The organism is Chloroflexota bacterium (assembly GCA_014360805.1).
GTDB lineage: Bacteria > Chloroflexota > Anaerolineae > DTLA01 > DTLA01 > DTLA01.
Genome location: JACIWU010000025.1, coordinates 1 through 19,976 on the forward strand (window position 1 = coordinate 1; position 19,976 = coordinate 19,976).

At 67.2% G+C, this 19,976-nt stretch carries 15 protein-coding genes; all 15 read left to right on the forward strand.

What is annotated here, in order from left to right; all coding sequences use genetic code 11:
* Positions 1-608 (forward strand): polyprenyl synthetase family protein (locus tag H5T65_06000; GenBank protein ID MBC7258780.1); only part of this gene is annotated, 608 nt, incomplete at its 5' end.
* Positions 609-734: 126 nt separating this feature from the next.
* Positions 735-1,703 (forward strand): glycosyltransferase family 2 protein, encoded by a 969-nt coding sequence (locus H5T65_06005; protein MBC7258781.1) that lies wholly within the window; start codon positions 735-737, stop codon positions 1,701-1,703.
* Positions 1,700-2,872: a glycosyltransferase family 4 protein gene (locus H5T65_06010; GenBank protein MBC7258782.1), complete on the forward strand. Its 1,173-nt coding sequence runs from the start codon at positions 1,700-1,702 to the stop codon at positions 2,870-2,872. Before H5T65_06005 ends, H5T65_06010 begins: the two co-directional genes overlap by 4 nt.
* On the forward strand, positions 2,869-5,289 hold the full coding sequence (locus tag H5T65_06015; protein ID MBC7258783.1) for a hypothetical protein: 2,421 nt from the start codon (positions 2,869-2,871) through the stop codon (positions 5,287-5,289). The genes H5T65_06010 and H5T65_06015 overlap by 4 nt, the downstream gene beginning before the upstream one ends.
* Positions 5,286-7,481, forward strand: coding sequence for a glycosyltransferase family 39 protein (locus H5T65_06020; GenBank protein MBC7258784.1), 2,196 nt, complete (start codon positions 5,286-5,288; stop codon positions 7,479-7,481). Before H5T65_06015 ends, H5T65_06020 begins: the two co-directional genes overlap by 4 nt.
* A 50-nt stretch (positions 7,482-7,531) precedes the next feature.
* Positions 7,532-8,989 (forward strand): O-antigen ligase family protein, encoded by a 1,458-nt coding sequence (locus H5T65_06025; protein ID MBC7258785.1) that lies wholly within the window; start codon positions 7,532-7,534, stop codon positions 8,987-8,989.
* Positions 8,990-9,114: 125 nt separating this feature from the next.
* Complete coding sequence (locus H5T65_06030) at positions 9,115-11,022, forward strand: DNA primase (protein ID MBC7258786.1); 1,908 nt, start codon at positions 9,115-9,117, stop codon at positions 11,020-11,022.
* Positions 11,023-11,105: 83 nt separating this feature from the next.
* A complete protein-coding gene (rpoD, locus tag H5T65_06035) occupies positions 11,106-12,458 on the forward strand; it encodes an RNA polymerase sigma factor RpoD (GenBank protein ID MBC7258787.1) in 1,353 nt (450 codons plus the stop codon).
* 532 nt (positions 12,459-12,990) lie between these two features.
* The gene (locus H5T65_06040; protein MBC7258788.1) at positions 12,991-14,358 is read left to right on the forward strand and encodes a TrpB-like pyridoxal phosphate-dependent enzyme; all 1,368 of its coding nucleotides are present in this window, start codon (positions 12,991-12,993) and stop codon (positions 14,356-14,358) included.
* Positions 14,358-15,449: an alanine--glyoxylate aminotransferase family protein gene (locus H5T65_06045; protein MBC7258789.1), complete on the forward strand. Its 1,092-nt coding sequence runs from the start codon at positions 14,358-14,360 to the stop codon at positions 15,447-15,449. Before H5T65_06040 ends, H5T65_06045 begins: the two co-directional genes overlap by 1 nt.
* Position 15,450: 1 nt before the next feature.
* A complete protein-coding gene (locus H5T65_06050) occupies positions 15,451-16,422 on the forward strand; it encodes a hypothetical protein (protein ID MBC7258790.1) in 972 nt (323 codons plus the stop codon).
* Between the two features lie 239 nt (positions 16,423-16,661).
* The gene (locus H5T65_06055) at positions 16,662-17,444 is read left to right on the forward strand and encodes an IclR family transcriptional regulator (protein MBC7258791.1); all 783 of its coding nucleotides are present in this window, start codon (positions 16,662-16,664) and stop codon (positions 17,442-17,444) included.
* 61 nt (positions 17,445-17,505) lie between these two features.
* On the forward strand, positions 17,506-17,868 hold the full coding sequence (locus H5T65_06060) for a cupin domain-containing protein (protein ID MBC7258792.1): 363 nt from the start codon (positions 17,506-17,508) through the stop codon (positions 17,866-17,868).
* Positions 17,869-17,901: 33 nt separating this feature from the next.
* Entirely contained in the window at positions 17,902-18,816 is a 915-nt protein-coding gene (locus H5T65_06065) for a peptidase (protein ID MBC7258793.1), read from the forward strand.
* Between the two features lie 88 nt (positions 18,817-18,904).
* Positions 18,905-19,870, forward strand: a complete 966-nt coding sequence (locus tag H5T65_06070) for a creatininase family protein (protein ID MBC7258794.1) — start codon at positions 18,905-18,907, stop codon at positions 19,868-19,870.
* Positions 19,871-19,976 lie beyond the last annotated feature (106 nt).

Sequence of the window (19,976 nt, forward strand, 5' to 3'; positions counted from 1 at the left end):
CGCTCGCTGCCGAAACCGATAGCGTGCCCGTGGTGCAGATTTTCTCGCGGGCGCTGATGACCATCTGCAACGGCGAACTGCGCCAGTTGCTGGCCGACCGCACGTGGCCGCCGACGCGGGCGTCCTACGACAAGCGCATCTACAGCAAGACGGCCTCGCTGTTTGCCGCTTCGGCCGAGGCGGGCGCGGTGCTCAGCACGGCCCCCGCCGACAAGGTGGCGCTCATCCGCAGTTACGGCCACAACCTGGGGATGGCGTTCCAGATCGTGGACGACGTGCTGGACTACGTGGGTGACCCGTCGGAGTTGGGCAAGCCGGTGGGCAGCGATTTGCGCCAGGGGATCGTTACGCTGCCCGCGCTCCTGTACCTGGAGCAGGCGCGGCATCCGGAGGCCGAGGCGCTGGTGAAGCGGGCCGCCCATGGCGAGGACGCCGCCGTGCGGGAAGCGGTGGCCGTCATCATCGCCTCGGGGGCTGTGGACGGGGCGCTGGCAGAAGCCGCCGAGTACGCCCGCAAGTCCCACGCGGCGCTGGATGGGCTGCCTGCCTGCCAATCCCGCGACATCCTCGCCCAACTGGCGGATTATGTCGTCGCGCGGCGAATTTGATAGCGGCCAGCGATCAGCGGTCAGCCGTCAGCCTTTGGCCAAGGGCCGAGTGCCGTGCGATAGCGCCGAGCACGGTTTGCGGATTGCTGATGGCTGTTTGCTGACGGCTATTCGCTAGTGGCTACTATGAGCGAAAGCGTGGACCTGTCCGTAGTCATCGTGAGTTGGAACGTGAAGGCGCTGCTGGAGCGGTGCCTTCGTTCGCTTTTGGCTGCCTCGGGCTGGACGTTGGTTGCCCCCAGTGATGAACCCGTCGGCGCGCGCACAATGGAGATTTGGGTGGTAGACAGCGCGTCCGCCGACGGCAGTGCCGACATGGTGCGCGATGTCTTCCCCGCCGTGGGCCTCATCGCCAACACCGAGAACGTGGGCTTCACGCGGGGGAACAATCAGGGGCTGGCCCGTTGTCGCGGGCGCGCCGTCCTGCTGCTAAACCCCGACACCGAGGTTCTGGGCGACGCCCTGACCGTCATGGCCGACTACCTGGACGCGCACCCCGACGTGGGAATTGTCGGCCCGCGCATCCTCACGCCCGACGGCGGCGTGCAGCCCTCGCGACGCCGCTTTCCCACCTACGGCACGGCGTTCGTGGAGAGCACGTGCTTGCAGCGGTGGTTCCCGCGCCACCGCCTGCTGGCGCGCTACTACATGTGGGATGCGCCCGACGACCGCGAGCAAGACGTGGACTGGCTGGAGGGGGCGTGCCTGATGGCCCGCGCCGAGGTCGCGCGGCAGGTGGGCGGGCTGGACGAGCGGTTCTTCATGTACTCCGAGGAGATGGACTGGTGCCTGCGGGCCAAGCGGGCGGGCTGGCGCGTGGTGTACCTGCCCCAGGCTGCCATCGTCCACTACGGCGGCAAGAGCAGCGAGCAGGTGGTGGCCGCCAAGCACATCCACTTTCAACGGAGCAAGGTGGCCTACTTCGCCAAGCATTTCGGCGCGGCGCGGGGCGAGATTCTACGACTCTTCCTTCTCGGCACGTATGTCTGGATGCTGGCCGAGGAGGGGGGCAAGTGGCTGGTGGGCCATCGGCGACCGCTGAGGGCCGAGCGCGTCGCCGCATATTGGCAGGTGGTGAGGTCGGGGCTGCGATGAGGGTGCTGTTCGTTACGGGCGAGTTCCCCCCGATGCAGGGCGGCGTGGGCGACTACACGGCGACCCTGGCCCGCACGCTGGCCGACCTGGGCGCGTCCGTCGCGGTCATCACGTCGGCGAAGGCCGCCCTGCTGGACGACGCCCGCGTGGCGGTGTACCCCGTGGTGCGCCGCTGGGGGTGGGCGAGCCTGGGGGCTGTGGCGGGGGCGGCGGCCTCGTGGCGGGCGGATGTCGTCCATATCCAGTATCAGGCAGCGGCCTACGGGATGCGCCTGCCGATTCACCTGCTGCCCGCATACTTGCGGATGGGCAATCGGGGCGTCCGTCGCGCGGTTACGTTCCACGACCTGAAACTGCCGTATCTGTTCCCGAAGGCTGGCCCCGCGCGCCGTTGGGCGGTGGCGCGATTGGCGCGCGATTGCGACGCGGCCATCGTTACCAACCGCGAGGACGAACTGGCCTTTGGCGACCTGGGGGTTTCCCGCGCGCCGCGCCTGATTCCCATCGGGAGCAACATCGCGCCGCACCTGCCGCAGGGGTTTGAGCGCGGGGCGTGGCGCGCCAAGTGGGGCATCGCGCCCGACGACCTGGTGCTGGCCTACTTCGGATTCCTGAACGCCACCAAGGGCGGCGACACGCTGATTGCCGCCGTCGGCCACCTGGCGAAGCAGGGGCGGCCTGTGCGCCTGCTGATGATCGGCGGCAAGGTGGGCGCCAGCGATCCCACCAATCGGGAGTTTGCGCGGCACGTGGAGAACGTCATCACCCGCGAGGGGGTAGCCGACCGCGTGATCTGGACGGGATTCTTGCCGCCGGAGGAGGTCTCGGCTGCCTTCGCCGTGGCCGACATGGCCGTGCTTCCCTATTCCGACGGCATTTCGTTCCGCCGCGGGAGCCTGATGGCGGCGCTGGCCCACGGCATGCCCATCATCAGCACCGTGCCGCGGGTGCACCTGCCCGAACTGGTGCCCGAGGAGAACGTCATCCTCGTGCCACCCGACCAGCCCGCCGATTTGGCCGAGGCGGTGGCGCGCCTGGCCGACCACGCGGGGTTGCGCACGCGCCTGGGCGAAGGGGCGCGGCGGCTGTCGCGGCTGTTCGCCTGGGAGCGGATCGCTCGCGAGTCGCTGGCCCTGTACGAGTCGCTGCTCGGGGGAGAGCGGACGTGAGCAGCGCGCCGGTCTCCCAACGGAATGCGGGCGATGTGGCGGCTCTGCTCCTGTTTGCGGCCCTCGCGCTGGGCATCGGCTGGGCCTTGCGCGGCATGGCCCTGGATGATCCGTTCATCACCTACCGCTACGCCGAGAACCTGGCGACAGGGCGCGGATTCGTGTACAACGAAGGCGAGCGCGTGCTGAGCACAACCACGCCGCTGTACGCGCTCCTGCTGGCTGCGGGGCGCCTGGTAACGTCGGATTTGCCTGCGCTGAGCAATGGCATCGGCATTCTGTCCATCTGGGCGGGGGCGTGGCTCCTGCACCGAATGGCGCGGCGCTTTGGGCGGCCTGCGGCGGGGCTGGTGGCGGGTGCGCTGTACGCCGCGTTCCCGCTCCTGTGGCTTAGTTTGGGGTTTGAGGTCCCGCTGTACCTGCTGCTGGCGCTCCTGGGGTTCTATCTGCACTTCGCAGGGCGCACGACGTGGGCGGCGATTCCGCTGGGGCTTGCCACGCTCACGCGGTTTGACGGCGCAATCGCCGCTGGCGTCGTGTTTCTCCTGGCGGGCACGCAGGCGCTACGCGGGGAGCGGAGCGGTATGGCGCGGCGGGTGTGGGCAGGCGCGGTGCGGCCCGCGCTGGTGTACCTGGCCGTGATGGCGCCGATGCTGGGCTGGCTCACGTGGTACTTCGGCTCGCCCGTGCCGGTAACCCTGGCGGCCAAGGGCGCGCAGACGGTGCTGGGCGTTACGGGGTTCTACGCCCACACCACGTTCATCCAGGGCGCGCTGATTCTGGCGAAGGCGTGGCTGGCGCAAACTCCGCTGTACGCGCTCCTGGCGTTGGCGGCGGTCGGCGGGCTTGTGGTGGCGGCGTGGCGCGAGCGATGGGCGCTGGGGCTGGTGCTGTGGGCAGGGCTGTACGGGCTTGCGTACCACGCGCTGCGCGTCGCGCCGTATCATTGGTACTATGCGCCGTTTGTGCCGGCGGGGGTCATGCTGGTGGGGATGGGCGTTGCCTGGGCGGCTCAGGTTCGCGGGCGATGGGCGAAGGCGGGGCGCATCGTGGCAGCAGCCCTTGCGGCGGCGATCCTGCTGGCGCTGGGGGTTTCCGACATTCGCATCGCGCAGGCGCTGCGGACCGATGCGCTCATCTCGCCCGACCGGCCCGACTACAAGGCGCTGCCCGAGGCCAAGACGCTGGTCTATCGGCAGGTGGGCGAGTGGCTGGCCGCTCATACCCCTGCCGATGCCGACGTGGGCGTAACCGAGGTGGGCGTCATGGGCTACTATGCCAAGCGCCGCATGGTGGACTTCCTGGGGCTTCTGCGGCCGGATGTGGCTCAGGCGCTGGCCCGCGGCGATGTGGCCTGGGCGCTGTTCCACTACCAGCCCGATTACCTGGCTCTGACCGAGGTGAACCCGCTGTACTCCTACGACATTCGGCGCGACGAGTGGTTCCGCGCTGCCTACGCCCCTGTGCAGCAGTTTCAGGACGCGCGATTCTGGGGCGGGCCGGTTACGGTCTATCGGCGGGTGATCCCGCGCAGCGCCGCGCAGACGGTGGAGGCGCTGCCCGCTTCGGCCACGCCGCTCCATGTGCGGTTCGGCCCGTCCATTCAACTGTTGGGTTACGAATGGGAAGGCGAGGCTGTGCGCCCCGGCGAACCCTTGGCGATCACCCTGTACTGGCAGGCGGCCGCGCCCGTGGGCGAAGACCTGTACGTTTTCGTGCACCTGCTGGGTGAGCACGAGATCGTCATCGCCCAGCGCGATGGCGTGCCGTGCATGGGCGGTTGCCCGGCACGCAGTTGGGAGCCGGGGGCCATCTACGCCGACCGCGTGCTCCTGGCCTTGCCGCAGACGGCCTACGCGCCCGACCGCGCCGTGTGGGAGGTGGGCCTGTTCGCGCCGTCCGATGGGCGGCGGCTTCCGGCCTACGCCGAGAGCGGCCAGGCCCTGGGGGACGCGATCCGCTTTGGCGCGGTGGAGGTGCGCCCCAATGCGGGGGACGTGCCGAACCCGCAGGACATCCGCTTTGAGGGCCGAATCGCGCTGGTGGGCTACGACATAGACCGGCGGGCGGCGGCACCCGGCGAAACGCTCCACATCACGCTGTACTGGAAGGCGCTCGCGCCGGTGGACAAGGACTACACGGTGTTCGTGCACCTGCTGGGCGAGGGGGCCGACATCTGGGGACAGCAGGATAGCGCGCCGCAAGGCGGGCTTGCGCCGACTTCGACCTGGCAGGTGGGACAAATCATCCGCGACGAGTACGACGTGCCGGTGAAGGACGAGGCCCCCGCGCTGGTGTGCACGCTGGAGGTGGGGCTGTACGACGCGGCGACAGGCGTCCGTCTGAACGTGGTGGACGCCGACGGACATGTGCGGGATAACCGCGCGCTTCTGGCGAAGGTGAGGATTGTGCGATGAAGGCGCGGCGGTGGATGCTGGCGGCGATTCTCGTGCTTTACTTCGCGGTGGCCGGCGCGTTCAGCGTCGCGACGCCTATCTTTGAGGCGCCCGACGAGCCGCAGCATTTCTTCTACGCCCGCCACCTGGCCCAGACGGGCCGCCTGCCCGTGGCCGAGGAGGGCACGCTGTGGGCGCAGGAGGCCACGCAGCCGCCGCTGTACTATGCCCTGACCGCCGCCGTTATCGCCGCAGTGGACACGTCGGACGCCGAGGCGGTGGCCCAGCGCAATCCTCACGCCGCTATCGGCGTGCCCTTGTACCCCGACAACAAGAACGCCTACGTGCACACGTCGGCCGAGCGGTTCCCGTGGCGCGGGACGGTGCTGGCGGTGCATTTGGCGCGGCTGGTGTCGGTGCTGCTGGGCGGCGTTACCGTCTGGATGACGTATCGGCTTGGGCTGGAAGTCGGCTTCGGCGAGGTGGTGTCGCTGGCGGGCGCGGCAGTCGTGGCGTTCCTGCCGCAGTTTGGCTTCATCAGCGGCGCGGTCAACAACGACAATCTGGTAACGGCGCTTGCGGCGGTGGGGCTATGGGCAACGGTGCGGCATCTCCGACTAGGGGCTTCGCCGCGCCGCGCTGGGGCGCTGGGCGCGCTGGCGGGCCTGGCGACGATGGCCAAACTGTCGGGCGCGGGGCTGCTGGGGCTGTTCGTTGCGGCGGGCGTGTGGCAGGCGTGGCGCCGCCGCGATGCCGCCTGGCTCCGCGATGTGGGAATCATCCTCGCCGTGTGGGCGGCGATGACGGGCTGGTGGTTCGTGCGAAACGCGACCCTGTACGGCGACCCCACGGCCACGGGGCGCATGGTGGAGATGATGGGCCGCCGCACGAATCCGGCCTCCTTCACCGCGGTGTGGGGCGAACTGCGGGGGCTGGCCGGGTCGTTCTGGGGGCTATTCGGCTGGTTCAACGTTCCCGCGCCCGACGCCATGTACCGGATGTTCAACTTGCTGGCGTTGGCGGCGGTGGCGGGCTGGGGGTTGCGCGTCGCGCTCCGTCGGGGGCGCGAGCGGTGGCCGGGGGCCGGGGTGTCGTGGCTGCTCGTGTGGGCGCTGATCATCCTCGCCGGCCTGGTGCGGTGGACGGCGCAGACGCTGGCGTCGCAGGGGCGGCTGATGTTTCCGGCGCTGCCGGCGCTGGCGCTGCTGATGGCCGCCGGCTGGGAGGGGCTTTGGCCGAGGCGGGTGCGCGGCGCCGGCATGACGGCCATTGCGCTCGTGTTCCTGTTCTGGGCGGCCCGCGCGCCGTTCTTCACCATCCGGCCAACCTACGCGCCGCCACCTGTGCGGGAGGAAAGCGCCTTGCCCGCCTCGCTTGTGCGGCTGGACGCGCGCATCGGCGACGCGGCGGTGCTGGTGGGCTACCTGGTTCGGCCCGACACGGTGCGCCCGGGCGAGTGGGTTACCGCAACGTTGTGTTGGAAGCCACTCCGCCGCACGGCGGTGAACTACAGCGTGTACGTGCACCTTCTGGGGCGCGGACAGAAGATTGTGGGCCAGCGCGACACCTACCCCGCCGGCGGGCGGCTCGCCACGTCGGACTGGGATACGACGGGGGTCTTCTGCGATGATTTGCCGATTCCGGTCGCCTTTGACGCCGAGGGGCCGACGGTGCTGCGGTTGACGGGTGGGCTGTATGACCTGCGAACGGGCGAGCGCCTTCCGGTGTACGACAGCCTGGATCGCCCGACGGTCATCATGGAGGAAGTGGCCCGCCTGATTGGTTCCGCGCCCGATGCTGGCCCCGGCCCGGCGGTGGCCCGCCTGGGCGACGAGATTGAACTGGCCCGTTGGAGCGCCGAGGCCCTGCCTGACGCGCCCGGCCGCGTTGTGGTGCGCCTGTACTGGCACGCGCGCACCGCGCCTGCGGCGGGCTACACGGCCTTCGTCCATCTGGTGGATGCGGAGGGGAAGATCATCGCCCAGCACGACGGCATCCCTGTGGATGGGGATTACCCCACGCGCTGGTGGCTGGCCGGTCAGGTCGTGGAGGATACGCACGTGCTGGGCGCGGATTCGCCAATTCCGCCTGGCGCGTATATGATAAGGGTCGGGATGTACCGCACGGATACGCACGAGGCGCTGCCGGTGGCGCAGGACGGGGCCGCTGCGCCCACCGGGTATGCGGTGCTGGGCACGCTCACCGTGCGCTAGGACGCCGACGCCGGCTTATGCGGAGGCTCCGCTTCTGACGGGTGAAGGACATGGATCGCCATTTTCTGCAAGCCAAGTGGTATCAGGAGTGGTTCGCGGCCGACACGCGGGCGGGCGTCGTGGCTGTGCTGTTGTTGTGCGTGGCGGTCGGCGGCGTCGTGGGCGCGCTCATCGGGTTGCTGGGGCCGCTGTACGGCGTCGCGGCTGTGGCGGCGGCTGCGGTGGGCCTCATCATGCTGCGCAGCGTGTACGTCGGGCTAATCGCCGCCATCGGGATTATCTGCCTGCTGCCCTTCGCCGCCATCCCGCTCCCCATCGGCTTCTCGCCCACATTCCTGGACGTGGCGCTGATCGCCGTGTACGTCGTGTGGCTCCTTCGGCTGGCCAGGCGCAAGCAGCGCGACTTTATCGCAACGCCGGTGGCTTTCCCACTGCTCCTGTTCATCATCCTGGCCATCGTAGCCTTCATCGCGGGGCTGGCCCACGCACGGCCCACCGCCAGCATCCTGCGCCGCTTCGCCGAGGTCATCATGGCGCTAGGGCTGTTCTACGTGGTGGTCAACATCGTGCGGACAAAGGGTCACCTGGACTGGATTCTGCGGGCCATCATCCTGGCGGGGTTCGCGGCGGCTTTCCTGGGCGTGGTGCTTTACTACCTGCCCGAGGGGACGACGATTCGGATTCTGTCGGCGCTGGGCCGTTTCAACTATCCCACCGGCGCCGACATCATTCAGTATGTGGAGGATGACCCGAGCAAGCCCATGCGTGCGATATCCACGTCGGTGAACCCGAACCTGCTGGGCAGCCTGATGATCCTCATCACGTCGGTTACGGTGGCGCAGTTGTTCGCCGAACGGCCGGTTTTGCCTCGCTGGACGCTGTGGGGGATGGTTCCGTTCATGGGGCTGTGCCTGTACCTCACGTACTCGCGGGGGTCGCTGGCGGGACTGGCCGTGGGGCTTGGGGTCATCGGCGCCGTGCGGTATCGCAAGTTGCTGGTGCTGATGGCGGTGGCGGGGCTTTTGCTGCTGCTCCTGCCCAGCACCCAGGCGTACATCGCGCACTTGATAGAGGGCGTGCGCGGCGAAGATCTGGCGACCCAGATGCGGTTTGGGGAGTACAAGGACGCGCTCATCCTGATCTCACGCTACCCGTGGCTGGGGGTGGGGTTCGCGGGCACGCCCGACATTGACCTCTACATTGGCGTGTCCAATGTGTACCTGATGATCGCAGAGCAGACGGGGCTTATCGGGCTGGCGCTGTTCCTGGCGGTGATGGCCACGGCATTCGCCTACGTGTGGCGCGGGTGGCGGGCTCGGATGAGCCGCACGCACGAGGCGGCGTTGCTGGGGTTCGTGGCGGCGCTTGTAGGCATCATGGTCGGTGGCCTGTTTGACCACTACTTCTTCAACCTGGACTTTCCGCATTCGGTGTCGTTTTTCTGGATTTACGTGGGCCTGGCGGTGGTGAGCGCCCGCCTGGGCCTGGAAGCCCCCGCGCGCGAATAGGGCGGCGCTCTCTGCCGCTCTGCCGCGAGCGCCCATCCTGCGAGGCGAGGTAGCGCGCCGCGCCGTTTGACAGCCGCCCTGCCTCAAGGTATCATTCAGTCCCAAGGGAAGGGACGGGTCTGGCCATGGGCGTGGTGGACGAGATCAAGAACCGCATAGACATCGTGGATTTCATTTCGGGCTACGTGCCGCTCAAGAAGGCGGGGCGAACCTACAAGGGCCTGTGCCCGTTTCACTCCGAGAAGACGCCCTCGTTCATCGTGTTCCCCGACTCGCAGTCGTGGCACTGTTTTGGGGCGTGCGGCACCGGCGGCGATATCTTCACTTTCCTCATGAAGCGCGAGAACCTGGACTTCGGCGAGGCGCTCCGAATCCTGGCGGCGCGGGCCGGCGTCCAACTGGAGCCGGTAACGCCCGCGAAGGCCGCCGAGCAGGAGCAAGAGGAGCGTCTCTTTGCCGTGAACGCCGCCGCAGCCGAGTACTTCCACGATCTTCTGGTGTCGTCGGCGCAGGCCGAACACGCCCGCGCCTACCTGGAAAAGCGCGGCGTAACGCCGGACTCGTGGCGGGCGTTCCAACTGGGCTACAGCCTCAACGACTGGCACGCGCTCCAAAATCACCTGCGCGGCAGGGGCTTCCGCCACGAAGACATCGCGGCCGTGGGCCTCATCATCCAGCGCGAGGGCGGGGAGGGGTTCTACGACCGCTTCCGGGGCCGCCTGATGTTCCCCATCCGCGACATGCGCGGGCGCGTCATCGGCTTTGGCGGGCGCTCGCTGGACGGCTCCGAACCCAAGTACATGAACTCACCGCAGTCGCCCATCTTTGACAAGGGCAGCGTCCTGTACGGGATAGACCTGGCCCGAGGGCCGATCCGCCAGCAGAATCAGGCCATCATCGTGGAAGGGTACATGGATGTCATCATGGCGCACCAGTACGGCATCGCCAACGTGGTGGCGTCCATGGGCACGGCGCTGACCGAGACGCAACTGCGCACGCTGTCGCGGCTGACCAAGCGGTTCGCGCTGGCGCTGGACTCGGACGCGGCGGGGAGCGCGGCCACGCTGCGGGGGCTGGACACCGCCCGCGCCACGCTGGACCGCGACGTGAAGCCTGTGCCCGTGGGCCCGGGTCTCATCCGCTTTGAGTCCACCCTCAACGTGGATTTGCGCATCGTTACGCTGCCGCCGGGCAAGGATCCCGACGAGATCATCCGCGAGAGCATCGATGCCTGGGCGACGCTTTTGGCCCAAGCCACGCCTCTTGTAGATTACTACTTCCAGATTGTAACCGCCGAACTGGACCTTACGACGGCCAAGGGCAAGAGCGAAGCGGTCCAGCGCCTGAAGCCCGTCCTTCAGGATGTGGGCGATCCCATCCAGCGCCAGCATTACATTCAGCGGCTGGCGCGCCTGGTGCATGTGGACGAGCGCACCCTGGCCGAGGTGCTAGGCCGGCCGGCGCGCGCGGTCAAGGCCCGCCCGCAGCCCGAGGGCGAGGTGCCGGTGCCAGGCCGCACCGAGCGCGCCACGTATGAGGACTACGTGCTCTACCTCATCTCGCGCTCACCGGATGCGGTGCCCTGGGTGAGCCAGGCCCTGGCCGAGGCCGGATTGCAGCCGCCGCGACCCGACGAGTTCCGCGACCCGCGCAGCCGCGCCATTCTGGAGCACATCTGGGAACCGCTGGCCGCCCAGAGCACGCCCTGGCCGGAGATTCGGGCCGGCCTTCCGCAGATCATGCAGGACTACCTGACCGAACTGGCCCAGCAGATGGCGTCGTTACCGCCGCTGCCCGACGAGCAGGTGCGCGCTGAAGTGCTCCAGACTATCTTGCGCCTGCGCCAGCAGTATCTCAAGACCGTGCTTGCCGACCTGCGCTTCCTGTGCCAGGATGCCGAAGAGCAGCACGACGAAGAAGCCCTTGCCCAGTACACCCTTGCCATTGGCCAGCACACCCAGGAACTGGCGGTCGTCCAGAAGGCCCTCGGCCCCAAAGGCGACCAGCGCGTCCCACTCTTTCTTCGCGGTTGATGCCCGTTCGCGGCAGTTGACAAGGCGCGCGTTTCGGTGGAAAATACACCCTAACCACGATAGAGACAGGAGACGGCCACATCATGGACACGACCGAACTGTCTGGTGCATCCAAGCGCAAATCCCGGCGTGCGGCATCTTCCTCGCCCGCCCGCGCGGGCCGCGCCGACTCCGCTCCGAAGAAGGCAACTCCGGGCAGAATGTCGGGGGGGCTGGCTCCGGATGATGACGTGGATTTGGCCGACGACGAACTCTCGGACCTCCTGGAAGCCGTGGAAGTTCCCCTGGACGAAGAGGAACTGGAGGATTTGGAACTGGAGGCCGATGAGGAGTTGGACCTGACCGAGGCCGCCGACGCCTGGGAGGAAATAGAGGCCGTGGGGGCCGAGGAAGGGCGTTTGCCTCTGCGGGCGCTGGTAGAAGTGTCTGCCCCCGACCTGGGCGGCGACCCCGTTCGGATGTACTTGAGCGAGATCGGGCAGGTTCCTCTCCTGTCTACGGCGCAGGAGGCGCGGCTGGCCCGGAAACTCCAGAAGGGCGAGGAGGCCCGGCGCAAGTTGGAGGCGGAGAAGGATCAACTGACGCCGAACGAACGTCGCAAACTCCGGCGAGCCATCCGCGAAGGCGCTGTCGCCCGCCGCAAACTGATTGAGGCCAACCTGCGCCTTGTGGTGAGCGTGGCGAAACGCTACCTGGGCAGGGGGCTGTCGCTGCTGGACCTGATCCAGGAAGGCAATATGGGCCTTCTCCGTGCTGTGGAGAAGTTTGACCCGGGCATGGGCTACAAGTTCAGCACCTACGCCACCTGGTGGATTCGCCAGGCCATCAGCCGCTCCATTGCCGACCAGTCGCGCACCATCCGCATTCCGGTGCACATGATTGAGACCATCAACCGCCTGTTTCGGGCCTCGCAGGCGTTGCAGCAGGAACTGGGCCGCGAGCCGACGCCCGAGGAACTGGCGCTGGAGATGGGGTTTGTGGAGCCGGAGGACCGGGTGCGGATAGAAGAGGCACTGGCCAACGGCGGCGAGATGGACAAGGCCCTGGAGCGCCGCCTGCGCCGCGCCGCCTTCCGGGTTCGCCGCATCCAGCGCATCGCCCAAGAGCCTATGTCGCTGGAAGCGCCCGTCGGCTCCGAGGACAACAGTTACCTGGGGGACTTCATAGAAGACGACTCGCTGCCGGGTCCGGCCGATGCGGCCTCGCTGCAACTCCTGCGCGAGCAGATGCAGGAGATTCTGGAGGGGCTGAACGAGCGCGAGCGCGAGGTGCTGGCGATGCGGTTCGGGCTGGAGGACGGCCAGGGCCACACGCTGGAGGAGGTGGGGCAGCGGCTGGGCGTAACCCGCGAGCGCATCCGCCAGATTGAGTCCAAGGCGCTGCGCAAACTCCGCCACCCCACGCGCACGCGCAAGTTGCGGGACTACCTCGGCTGACGCGCAAGGGTAGGCGCGGGGTTGCTCCGCCGGCGATGGCGGAGAACACGAGGTCAGGTGTGTTGGAACTTGCGATTTGACACGGTCTCATCGGCTGGATATACTTGGGCTGAACTTACAAACCGAAAACGTCCAACAAAGACTGTGAACAGGACGAGTAGGTATCACAGCGGGACACAGAGAGTCGGCGCACGGTGAGAGTCCGACGTCTGCGCGGATACTGAATGGACCTGGGAGTCGCCGCCCGAACGCCGGCCACAGCGGCTGGCCAGTAGACGCGGACGGAAACCGCTACCGTTATCTGAGCGGAGGGTATCGGAGACAGGGGTTGTCTCCCGTACCCGCGAAGGAGTGAGGCTGGCTATTTGTGGAATCCGCCATCACGGCGGATTTTTTGTTACACCAGCCTAACGAGGGTGGCACCACGGGTGAAAAAGGCTCTCGCCCCTCGGCGAGGGCCTTTTTGTTTTCGCGGGGGCATGCCTGGGTTCGCCCGTGAACCCAGAGAATTCACATGTGAGGAGGTGCAGCGATGGACGAAGTCAAGTTTCTACTGCAGGAGTGCGAGATGCCGACCGCGTGGTACAACATCGTGCCCGACCTGCCAGCGCCGCTGCCGCCGGTGCTGCATCCCGCGACGGGCCGGCCCATCGGCCCCGATGACCTGGCCCCGCTGTTCCCGATGGCGCTGATTGCGCAGGAGGTGAGCGCGGAGCGGTTCATTGAGATACCCGCGGAGGTGCAGCGGGTGTATCGGCTGTGGCGGCCCACGCCCCTGGTGCGGGCGCGGAACCTGGAACGCGCGCTCCAGACGCCGGCCCGAATCTACTTCAAGAACGAGTCGGTAAGTCCCGCGGGCAGCCATAAGCCGAATACGGCGGTGGCCCAGGCCTACTACAACAAGGCCGAAGGCGTCCGACGCCTCACCACCGAGACAGGCGCAGGGCAATGGGGGAGCGCGCTGGCCCTGGCGTGCCGGCTGTTCGGCCTGGAGTGCAAGGTGTACATGGTGAAGGTCAGTTATCAGCAGAAGCCGTACCGGCGCTCGCTGATGCAGGCCTGGGGTGCGACGGTTACGCCCAGCCCCAGCGAGGAGACCGAGGCCGGCCGTCAGGTGCTGGCCCAGGACCGCGAGTCGCCCGGCAGCCTGGGCATCGCCATCAGCGAGGCGGTGGAAGTGGCGGCGCAGAACGCGGACACCAAGTACTCTCTGGGCAGCGTGCTCAACCACGTCCTGCTCCATCAGACGGTCATCGGCGAGGAGGCGATCAAGCAACTGGCGCTCGCCGATGACTACCCCGATGTCGTCATCGGGTGCGTGGGCGGAGGCTCCAACTTCGCCGGGCTTGCGTTCCCCTTCATTCGCGAGAGCCTGGCAAGGGGCTTGGGGACTCGCTTTGTGGCCGTGGAGCCGACCGCGTGCCCTTCCATGACCAAGGGGGCGTGCGCCTATGACTTCGGCGACAGCGTTGGCCTCACGCCGTTGCTCAAGATGTTCACGCTGGGGCACACCTTCGTGCCGGCCGGAATCCACGCGGGAGGGCTGCGGTATCACGGCGTTGCGCCAGCCCTGTCCGTTTTGGTGAAGGCCGGCGTGGTTCAGCCGGTGGCCTATCGTCAGACGGCCGTGTTTGAGGCTGCGGTTCAGTTTGCACGAACGGAGGGGATCGTGCCCGCGCCCGAGTCGGCCCACGCCATCCGCGCAGCGATGGACGAGGCGATTCGGTGTCGTGAGGAAGGCGTGAGCCGCGCCATCCTGTTCAACCTGAGCGGGCACGGCCACTTTGACCTGGCCGCCTATGACGAGTACATGGCCGGGCGGCTCCAGGACTACGAGTACCCCGCCGAGAAGGTGGGGGAAGCGCTCCGCTCGCTCCCCCAAGTGCCCGGAGAGCCGTGATGTGTGCTGTGAACCTGCGTGTACCCGGCCCCACACCCCTGCCGCCGGAGGTGTATGAGGCGCTGGCGGAGCCGATGATCAGCCACCGAGGCGGCGAGTTCCATCGCCTGATGGCCGAGATTCAGCCGCCGCTGCGCGAGGTTTTCGGGACTGGCAGCGATGTGCTGGCGCTCACGGCGTCGGGGACCGGCGGGCTTGAGGCGGCCATCGTCAACGTGCTTTCCCCCGGAGACGAGGTGCTGGCCGTGAGCGTAGGGGTCTTCGGAGAGCGGTTTGCCGGCATCGCCCGCACTTTCGGCGCACGGGTTACGATGGTGGAATTCCCAATGGGGCGGCCGGCTGACGCACGGGAGGTCGCGGCCGCGCTCGCCGCCACGCGCGGGGCCAAAGCGCTCCTCCTGACCCACAACGAAACGTCCACCGGCGTGGCGAGCGACGTGGAGGCGATTGCGGCTGCGGCGCGGCAGGTGTCTCCCGACATCTTGATTCTGGTGGACGGCGTGAGTTCGGTGGGCGCGATGCCCATGCAGGCCGACGAGTGGGGCTGCGATGTGGTGATCACGGCGTCGCAGAAGGCGCTCATGGCTCCGCCGGGGCTGGCGTTGCTGGCGGTGGGGCCGCGGGCGTGGCGCGCCATGGAGCAGGCGCGGATGCCGCGCGCCTACTGGGATTTGCGAGAGGCGCGGCGATGGGCCGAGCGAGGCGAAACGCCCTTCACCCCGGCCGTGAGCGCGATGCAGGGCCTGCGCGCGGGCTTGAAGGCGCTCATGGCCGAGGGGCTGGAAGCCGCCTTCGCGCGGCATCGGCGACTGGCGAAGATGACGCGGCGCGGGCTGGCTCAACTTGGGTTCCGGCCCGTGGCGCGCGAGGAGAGCGCGTCGCCGACGGTAACGGCGGCCTGGGTCCCGGAAGATGTCCCCGGCGAGGCGCTCCTGCGCGTGTTGGAGGAGCGCTACGGGGTGGTGCTGGCTCCGGGGCACGTGAAAAACCGGACGATCCGCCTGGCTCACATGGGCTGGGTGCATGAAGCCGACATCCGCGAGGCGCTGGAAGCGCTGGCGGCGGCGGTCGCGGACGTGAGGAGGGCATGAGATGCGAATCCTGATTACGGATGCCATCGCGCCTGAAGCGGTGAGCCTGTTGCGCGCGTGTCATCACGTGGACCAGTGCGACCCTGGGCCACCTGCCCGCTTGTGCGAGATCATCGGGGCCTACGACGCCCTGATCGTGCGGAGCCAGACGCGCGTCAGCCGTGAGGTCCTGAGCCATGCGCGGCGGTTGCGGCTGGTGGCCCGCGCGGGCACCGGCGTGGACAACATTGACGTGGCCGAGGCCCAGCGGCGTGGCATAGCGGTTGTGTGCGTGCCGGGTGGGAATGCCATCGCGGTCGCCGAGCACACGCTGGGGCTGATGTTGGCCCTGGCGCGACAGATTCCCCGCGCGGATGCCAGCGTCCGTGCAGGCCGCTGGGAACGGCACGAGTTTGAGGGCATAGAATTGTACGGCAAGACGTTGGGCATCGTCGGGTTGGGGCGGATCGGCACGGAAGTGGCGCGGCGCGCGATGGCGTTCGGCATGACGGTCGTCGCCACGGATCCTCTGGTCGCACCAGAACGGGCGGCGGAGATGGGTGTGCCTTTGCTGGCGCTGGATTCCCTGCTGGCCGTGTCGGACTTCGTCTCCATCCACGCGCCGGCGACTCCCTCCACACGCGGGCTGCTGGGCAGGCGCGAGTTCTCCCTGGTCAAGGCGGGGTGTCGCATCATTAACTGCGCGCGTGGGGGCATTGTGGACGAGGACGCGCTGGCCGATGCGCTGGCCGAGGGGAGGGTGGCGGGCGCGGCGCTGGACGTTTTCCAGCGGGAGCCGCCGACGAACGCGCGCCTGCTGCAGGATCCGCGCGTGATCCTGACGCCGCACATCGGCGGCTCAACCGTGGAGGCGAAGGGGAGAATCGGGGTAGAACTGGCGCGAGAAGTGCTGCGGGTGCTGGATGGACTGCCACCCCTGCATCCGGTCGCGGTGCCCGTTGAGGCGGGGGGTGCGTCGGTCGGTCCTCCGTGAAGGGAGATGCTGCGGGTTGTGGGAGCCGGGCCCTGGCGGTGATGCCGCCGGGGCCCGCGCATTTTCCGGCGGCTGGCCATCGGCGCCGCGGCGATTTGGGCGCGGGTTAGGCGACCGTGTCGGAATCCGCCATACGGGAATTTGACAAGGCCGGGGGAGGTGCGTATAATAGAAAATGAAACCGAGTTTTGAATATTGAAACTCATCGCTCCCGATGCGGGGAGCGACTGGGGAAGCCGATGCGAGAGAAACACGAACCCGCACAAGAGAAGACGCGGACAGTCGCCAAGGCGCTGGATGTGCTCCTGTGCTTCAGCCACAGCGAGCCGGAACTTTCGCTGACCGACATTTCGGAGAGGCTGGGCATCCACAAGAGCACCATGCATCGGCTTCTCGGCACGCTGGAAGCCAGACGCTTCGTCCAGCGCGACCCCGAAACCGGCCGCTACCGATTGGGCACGCGGCTTCTGGAACTGGCCTTCCTCGTCCTGGAGCACAACGACCTCCAGCAGCGCGCCCGACCTCATCTGTACCGCCTCTTGGAGGAGTGCCAGGAGACGGTTGACCTGTCGGTTCTGGATGGGAACAGCGTGGTTTACCTGGAGGTGATAGAGAGCCCGCATCGGGTCAAACTGGCGGCCAGGCCCGGGCAGCGGCTTCCCGCGCACTCTACCGCTTCGGGGAAGGCGCTTCTGGCTTTTGTTCCCCCTCACGAGTTGGAGAGGCTGCTCCCCGCCGAGTTGACCCGCTACACCGAGAGCACGTTGGCGACTCGCGAGGCTTTGCTCAAAGACCTGGAAACCGCACGCCAGCAGGGGTTTGCGGTCTCGTTCCAGGAACACGAGGCGGGCATCAACGCGGTGGCTGCGCCGGTGTTGGACATGCGAGGGTACCCCATCGCCGCGGTGGCGGTCGCCGGCCCGGCTTTTCGCCTGACGCCGGAGCGGATAAAGGAGATCGCGCCTTCGGTGAAGGCGACGGCCGAGGCGATCGCGCGCGACGTAGGGGCCGTTGCACTGTGAGTGATGTAGGACACTGCCCATGCGCCGCAGGATTTTACATAACTTCAGGAGGATGTGAATCATGAACAAAGGTCCTTTCGTTGTAGCCGCCGAAGTGGAGGGGGAATATCGGACGCCTCCCCGCGTATCTAAGTTGCTCCTCAGCCCTAAGTCCGTAGGCACCAAGGCCGTTTCCATGGGGCTGAACGTTACCGAGGTCGGCAGCATGATCCCCGATCATGTGCACGAGGACTCGGAAGAGGTGATGTTCATCATCAGCGGGCGCGCCAAACTGGTGATTGAGGGCGAGGGCGAGTGGGAAGTGGGGTCCGAGACTGCCATCTATTCGCCCATCGGCAAGAAGCATCGGCTGGAGAACATCGGCGACGAGCCGCTGAAACTGGTGTGGGTCTATTCGCCACCGCTCCCGCAGCACTGCAAGTAACCCAAACTCGGATTATTCTTTAGGAGGAACGAAATGTTTGAAGCAAGTCGGAAGTTCATGAAGAAGATTGGCCTGCCAGAAGGCGACCTGTGGGATCTGCCCACGTCGGACGCGCGATTCCCCGACGGCGCCGCGTTCCGCATTGAGGTGCCGACGGTGAACTCCTCGGCGGCGGTTGCGGCCCTGCTGGAGACGGCCGACAAGATGGGCATCACCATCAACCGCGTAACCGAGACCTACGGCATGTTCCGCCACACGGCGCAGGAAATCAAGGAGTACGTGAAACTGTGCCACGATTACGGGGCGGAACTGCTCATGTCCACCGGCCCGCGCGCGACCTATGACACCGGCGCGACGGTGCTCTCGCCGCAGGGCGTGCGCATCAGTTACCGCCTGCGCGGCATGGAGCAACTGCTGCGCGGTATTGAGGACATCAAGCGTGGCATTGAACTGGGCGTTCGCGGTTTCCTCATCTACGACGAGGGTATGCTGTGGGTGGTCAACGAGATGCGCAAGGAGGGCGAACTGCCCAAGGAGATCATTTTCAAGACCTCGGCGCACCTGGGCCACTGCAACCCAGCCTCGTTCAAACTGCTGGAGAGCCTGGGCGCCGATAGCATCAACCCCGTGCGCGACCTGCAACTGCCCATGATCGCCGCCCTGCGCGCCGCGGTGAAGGTTCCCATTGACGTTCACACCGATAACCCGCCCGGATCCGGTGGCTTCATCCGCGTGTACGAAGCGCCCGAAATCGCCCGCATTGCGGCTCCCGTGCACCTGAAGACGGGCAACTCCGTGGTTGGCGGGCACGGCGAGATGACCTCCGCGGCCGAGGGCAAGCGCATGGCCGAGCAGGCCGCCATCGTGGTGGAGATGCTTGGCAGGTACTATCCGCACCTGAAGCAAACCGAGCGCAACGCCGAAGACCTGCGGATTCCGGTTGTATAGTTCCGAATAGCGCCTGGCGCTGCGGCCTGGCGGGCTTCCCCGTCGGGGCCGCAGCGTCGGCACCCGCGCGAGCGCAAAGGAGGCATTCATGCCGAAATGGAAACTGCCGCCGAGTGGCGGCCACATGGATAAACCCCATGGCATCTATTACCAGACGATGACCAAGGCGGAAGTTGAGGAGCGCCTGAAGACCAACGACATCATCATCATCCCCGTGGGCAGCACCGAGCAGCATGGCGATGCCCAGCCCTTCGGCGAGGACACGTTCCTGGCCGCGCGCATGGCCGAGGTGGTGGCCGAGGCCACCGGCTGCACCGTGGCCGAGCCGGTCTGGTACGGTTCGCACCCCTTCAATCATCTGGGGATGCCGGGGACGGTGGTAGTGCCCGAGGATACCTTCATCGCCTACCTGCGGGCCATCATCGCCGGGTTCTGGAACACCGGCTTCCGCAAGCAGATTCTCCTCAACGGCCACGGGCAGGAAGAGGTCATCCCGCTGGCGCTGCACCAGTTCGCCAAGAAGTACCAGGTGCCGTGCCTGTTGATCTCGCTGCACTGGCCCACGGTGATTCACGATTACCTGAAGGACAAGGAGCACGGGGGGCCGTTTGACACGCCATTCCGCCACGCCGATGAAGCCGAATGCTCGTACTCCATGGCCCTGTTCCCCGAAATGGTGAAGTTGGAGAAGGCGGTGGACACCGAGCACAAGGGTTTCATGCCGCCCGGACACGTGGACAAAGGCGGCGAGGTGTACCACGCGCCCATCAAGGGGCACGAGCAGATCGGGTTCGGCGGGATAGAGGTCATCATGACGCCGGAAGGCGTGGTGGGCAAGCCGTCGCTGGCCGACCCGTCCAAGGCCGAGGCCGGGCTCAACGCGCTGTTTGACTACATGGTGCGCCTCATCAACGACATCCTGACGCGGTTCCCGGCCGGCCAGTTGCCGCCCGCCGACAAGATGTCCATGCGCACGCCAGAGGAGATTGAGGCGGTCCTGAAGGGGCCTTTCCGCGGCGGCAAGCACCTTTACACCATCGCCTACCCGCCATGATGAGGCCCAAAATCGCTTACGAGCCGCGGCGCTGACGTTCTCATCGCACCGGATCCGCCGCGGGAGCAGCCCTTCTCCGTCGCCCATCATCGCCAGGGCTGCAGGG